The sequence below is a fragment of the Shewanella sp. 0m-6 genome, from assembly GCF_052977325.1.
Genome location: NZ_JBRIMD010000058.1, coordinates 1 through 4,108, shown reverse-complemented (window position 1 = coordinate 4,108; position 4,108 = coordinate 1). Strand labels below are relative to the sequence as shown.

General features: G+C 40.8%; 5 protein-coding genes. 2 read left to right on the top strand and 3 right to left on the bottom strand.

Translation table 11 applies throughout. The features are described from left to right. Positions 1 to 193: 193 nt before the first annotated feature. The 3 genes from ACVBJC_RS20280 to bepA all read right to left on the bottom strand — a co-directional run bounded on the left by ACVBJC_RS20280 (position 194) and on the right by bepA (position 2,459). A complete protein-coding gene (locus tag ACVBJC_RS20280) occupies positions 194 to 562 on the bottom strand; it encodes a DUF2069 domain-containing protein (RefSeq protein WP_447162715.1) in 369 nt (122 codons plus the stop codon). A 12-nt stretch (positions 563 to 574) separates the two neighbouring features. Further along, on the bottom strand, positions 575 to 925 hold the full coding sequence (gene arsC, locus ACVBJC_RS20275; RefSeq protein WP_447162714.1) for an arsenate reductase (glutaredoxin): 351 nt from the start codon (positions 923 to 925) through the stop codon (positions 575 to 577). Positions 926 to 998: 73 nt separating this feature from the next. Next, on the bottom strand, positions 999 to 2,459 hold the full coding sequence (gene bepA / locus ACVBJC_RS20270) for a beta-barrel assembly-enhancing protease (protein ID WP_447162713.1): 1,461 nt from the start codon (positions 2,457 to 2,459) through the stop codon (positions 999 to 1,001). Between the two features lie 111 nt (positions 2,460 to 2,570). Between bepA and ACVBJC_RS20265 the strand changes: the two genes are divergently transcribed. Together ACVBJC_RS20265 and ACVBJC_RS20260 are read left to right on the top strand one after the other, a co-directional pair. Then, positions 2,571 to 2,786 carry a sulfurtransferase TusA family protein gene (locus ACVBJC_RS20265; RefSeq protein WP_447162712.1) on the top strand — a complete coding sequence of 72 codons (216 nt, stop codon included), beginning with the start codon at positions 2,571 to 2,573 and terminating at the stop codon, positions 2,784 to 2,786. Positions 2,787 to 2,875: 89 nt separating this feature from the next. Beyond that, positions 2,876 to 3,973, top strand: coding sequence for an AI-2E family transporter (locus ACVBJC_RS20260; RefSeq protein ID WP_447162711.1), 1,098 nt, complete (start codon positions 2,876 to 2,878; stop codon positions 3,971 to 3,973). Positions 3,974 to 4,108: the final 135 nt, after the last annotated feature.

The window sequence follows — 4,108 nt, the reverse complement described above, 5'->3', positions numbered from 1 at the left end:
GTCGAATGTCGAATGTCGAATGTCGAATGTCGAATGTCGAATGTCGAATGTCGAATGTCGAATGTCGAATGTCGAATATTGAATGCTGAAGATCAAGGGGAACAAGAGTATAACAAGGCTTTATAACGAGAGAAGATGAAGTATTGGTGAATAGAGCACTGGCGTAGGTCCGGAACCGCCAGTGCTAAAAAGCTTACTTTTTCTTTTTCAATCCAAGCCCTAGCTCACGCCCTCGAATCCTGGCGTAAAAAGGAAAACCAATGAGTAAACTGCCAATCAGCAAGGACTCCACGACAGCAAAAAGTGTGTCGGTTTCGGTAACATAAACCAAAGTGAGTGCATGCAACATATAAAGGCAAAGAATAAAACTTGCCCAAGCATAGGTATATGGCTTACCTGTTAAAATGCCTTTCAGTGGCAACAATAGAGGAATAAGCCAGAGTAGACTAAATAGCATGGAGTATTCGCCGGTTAACCCTTGGCGTATGAACCATGCCCCTAACAACATTACCAATGCCACATAACCAGTGCGGCAAAGCTTAAATAGGGTGGTCGAGTTCATTACTTACCTCGTTTATAAAATTGTAAGAACATTCTCTGGCGGACGTCCAATTGCAGCCTTATTATTGGCGAGAACAATAGGGCGTTCAATAAGTTTAGGGGTATTGATCATCGCCTGAATTAACTGCGCTTGAGTTAAAGACGGATCACTTAAACCTTGTTCTTTATATTCAGTTTCCTTAACCCGCATCATATCTCTTGGCGCGATATTGAGCTTTGTTAAAATATCGGTAATTTGCTCTACTGATATTGGTGTTTTCAGGTACTCAATAATGTCGATTTGGCAGTTGTTATCTTCTAATAACGCCAAGGTCTGGCGGCTTTTTGAACATCTTGGGTTGTGATAAATACTAACGTTTGTCATAGTCTTTTTATTGTTATTAAAAGTTGCGCTAATGATACGTTAATTTGTGACTGGAGTCACAAATTAACTGTGCTTATTGTAGCTGCTCTAGTGCCCTGTCAGCTTGTCTAAATTGCCTGATCCGGGCTTCTATTCGAGCTAGCTGCAGAGAATCTCCTTTAGCTTCTCGGTATGCAAAATTGAGTTGGTCGATAGCGGTTTTATAATCCGCTACGAGCGCTAGAGACTCTGCTTTAACAAAGTACTCCATCGCTTTATTACCATTTTTCTTGTATGCCTGATGTAGCAAGATATAAGCAAGCTGATCTTGTTTATCGAGGAAAATAAGGTCTTCAAGCAAGGGGATCGCTTTATTGACCTGATTATCTTCCAGGTAAATGTTGGCCAGATTGGTATTCACAACTGAAGAGGTCGGTTTTAGCTGCTTTTGCGCTAATAATAAGGTAATCGCATCCTTATTAGCACCTCTTTGGCTGAGCAGATCGGTCTTAGTATCAATGTAAAATAAGTTATTAGGACTCTTAGCTAATAACTCATCAATAATTTTTTCAGATTCTGTAAACTTCTTCAATCTAAATAAAGCCAATGCTTTACCGTACTGTGCTGCACTTTTGTAACTGTAGCGGTTATGTTTTAACTGTTTTTCAAATATAGAAAGGGCAGCTTGTTCACTATAGCCGGAGAAGCGCACTTGGATCCGTGCTTTAGCAAGTTGGAAGTTTAGGTTATCTGGTACATGCCTTAGAGGGTAGCGTTCGGCACGAATACGGGCTTCTGAGATGCGAGACTCAGGTAACGGGTGAGTCAAAAGCATTTGTGGCGGTTTAGTGGTAAATCGGTAGCGTGTGGCCAGTTTACCAAAAAAGTCAGCAGCGCCATTAGGGTCAAATCCGGCGTCGACCATGATCTGCATGCCTATTCGGTCAGCTTCTTTCTCGTGTAAACGGGTATAGTTAATTCGAGACTGAGTGGCCAAGGCTTGAGTTGTTGCTAATGCCGCCATACCCGCTTGCGGAGAGGCAATGGTTAATAAGATAGCGCCAAGCATACCAGCGATAGTGGCAGTGGAGCTTTTTTGCTGCGCTTCTAGTGAGCGTGCTAAGTGACGTTGAGTAACGTGAGTTACTTCGTGCCCAAGTACTGAAGCTAGCTCACTTTCGGTGTCGGCATTTAAGAATAATCCTGTATGAACACCCACGTGGCCACCGAAAAATGCAAATGCGTTAATTTCATCATTTCGTAGCAAGAAAAAATAAAATGGCGTCTTTACACCTGTTGCATGGGCTACCAGTTTATTACCAAGTTCAGTTAGGTATTGATTTAAAACGGGATCATTAAGCATAGGCGCTGAGCCACGGATAACTCGCATATATGCGTCACCATACTCAGTTTCTTTTTCTAAGCTGAATGTATTAACTGCCGCTGTACCTAGGTCAGGTAAATCGTTATTTGCATAACTTACAGGTGAACTAGTGCATAAAATAAATGAAAGGGCACCAGCAATGACGGATTTAGACAATGTTAATTTACTCAAGCGGATCCTTAATTTGGGCTATGCTTCTGTTATCACTTAGTCACAATGCTTACTTGTGGTTTGTGTCGCTTATTAGGATAATAGCCTTAGATTGTTTATAGCAAGTTCATTATGATTATTATTGATTTAACTCCATACCGTTGTCCGTTACCGTTAGTCAAAGTCAAACTTGCGTTGCAGCAACTTTCAGCGGAGGAGTGCATGCGTGTCTTATTATCCGACCCCGGTTCTAGGCAAGATGTTCCCCGCTATTTAAAAAAAGTGGGATTCTGTTATACAGTAACTGAAGATAATGACACCATTTTGTCGCTAACTGTGACCAAGTAAAAGAGACTTTATAAAATTTTACATAAAGTAAATATCATTATAACGATGGCTACCAAGGACTAGAAAGGTCGTCGAACTAGGGAGTTTGAATGTTATCTGTTTTAAGCCGTTGGTATAAAGAACGTTTTAGTGATCCACAAGCCGTTACCTTAGTCCTCATCCTTGCGGGTTTAGCCTTAGCAATTTATTTTGCTGGTGGTTTACTCGCTCCATTATTAATTGCACTCGTTCTAGCGTTTTTACTTGAGTGGCCTGTTGCACAAATGTCGCGAATAGGTATCAATCGAACAACGGCAGCATCTTTAGTTTTAGTATTGTTTATTGGCTTAATGCTATTGATTAGCTTTGGCTTAATGCCAAGTATTTGGAAGCAGGGCGTGAGTCTAATTGCCGATCTTCCGAGTATGATTGATAAAGGCCTCATTACTGCGCAAAGTTATATCAATCAGTACCCCCAATTTGTGAACCCCAGCCAGTTAGATACCATGGTTGCAGAGTTGAAAAAGATGTTGGATACCCAACACTTACTTGATATCGGTAAGCAATTGATAGGATATTCAGCATCGTTACTTGTGTTGATGGTATATGCGATTTTGATCCCTCTATTAGTATTTTTCTTCTTAAAAGATAAAGATCAACTTATTCAAGGCAGTAAACGCTTCTTTCCAACCAATAGAGAGTTAGCCCGTAAAGTTTGGAATGAGATGAATCAGCAGATCTTCAATTACATTAGAGGCAAGGTGATTGAGATTGTGATTATTGGTGTTGTCAGTTACATCTTCTTTGCTTTTATGGATTTACGATATGCAGCTTTACTGGGTGTATTAACCGGACTGTCAGTACTTATTCCCTATGTAGGCGCCACTTTAGTCACACTTCCAATAGCATTGGTGGCTTTTTTCCAGTGGGGCGTCAGTCCTGAGTTTGGTTACCTGATGGTAGGGTATGGGATCATTCAAGCATTAGATGGTAATGTGTTAGTGCCTATTTTGTTCTCTGATGCGGTCGATCTACACCCAGTATTTATTATCGCTGCGGTGTTGGTGTTCGGTGGATTATGGGGAGTATGGGGAGTCTTTTTTGCAATACCTTTAGCTTCTTTAGTTAAGGCCGTGATTAACGCTTGGCCGGTACCAAAATCTGAAGATGATTCAAGTCAGGTTGTGACAGTTGAAAAGGTTTCTTGAGTTAAAAAGCTAAAATTTTGCGGAAAGTTTTAAGTGTAATAAAAAGCAGCCCTAGGCTGTAATGCCGATCATTTAGCAGTTTATTGATCGGTTGACCGATCTTTATAAGATGGCAAAATCCGAGTGTTTTTAAAC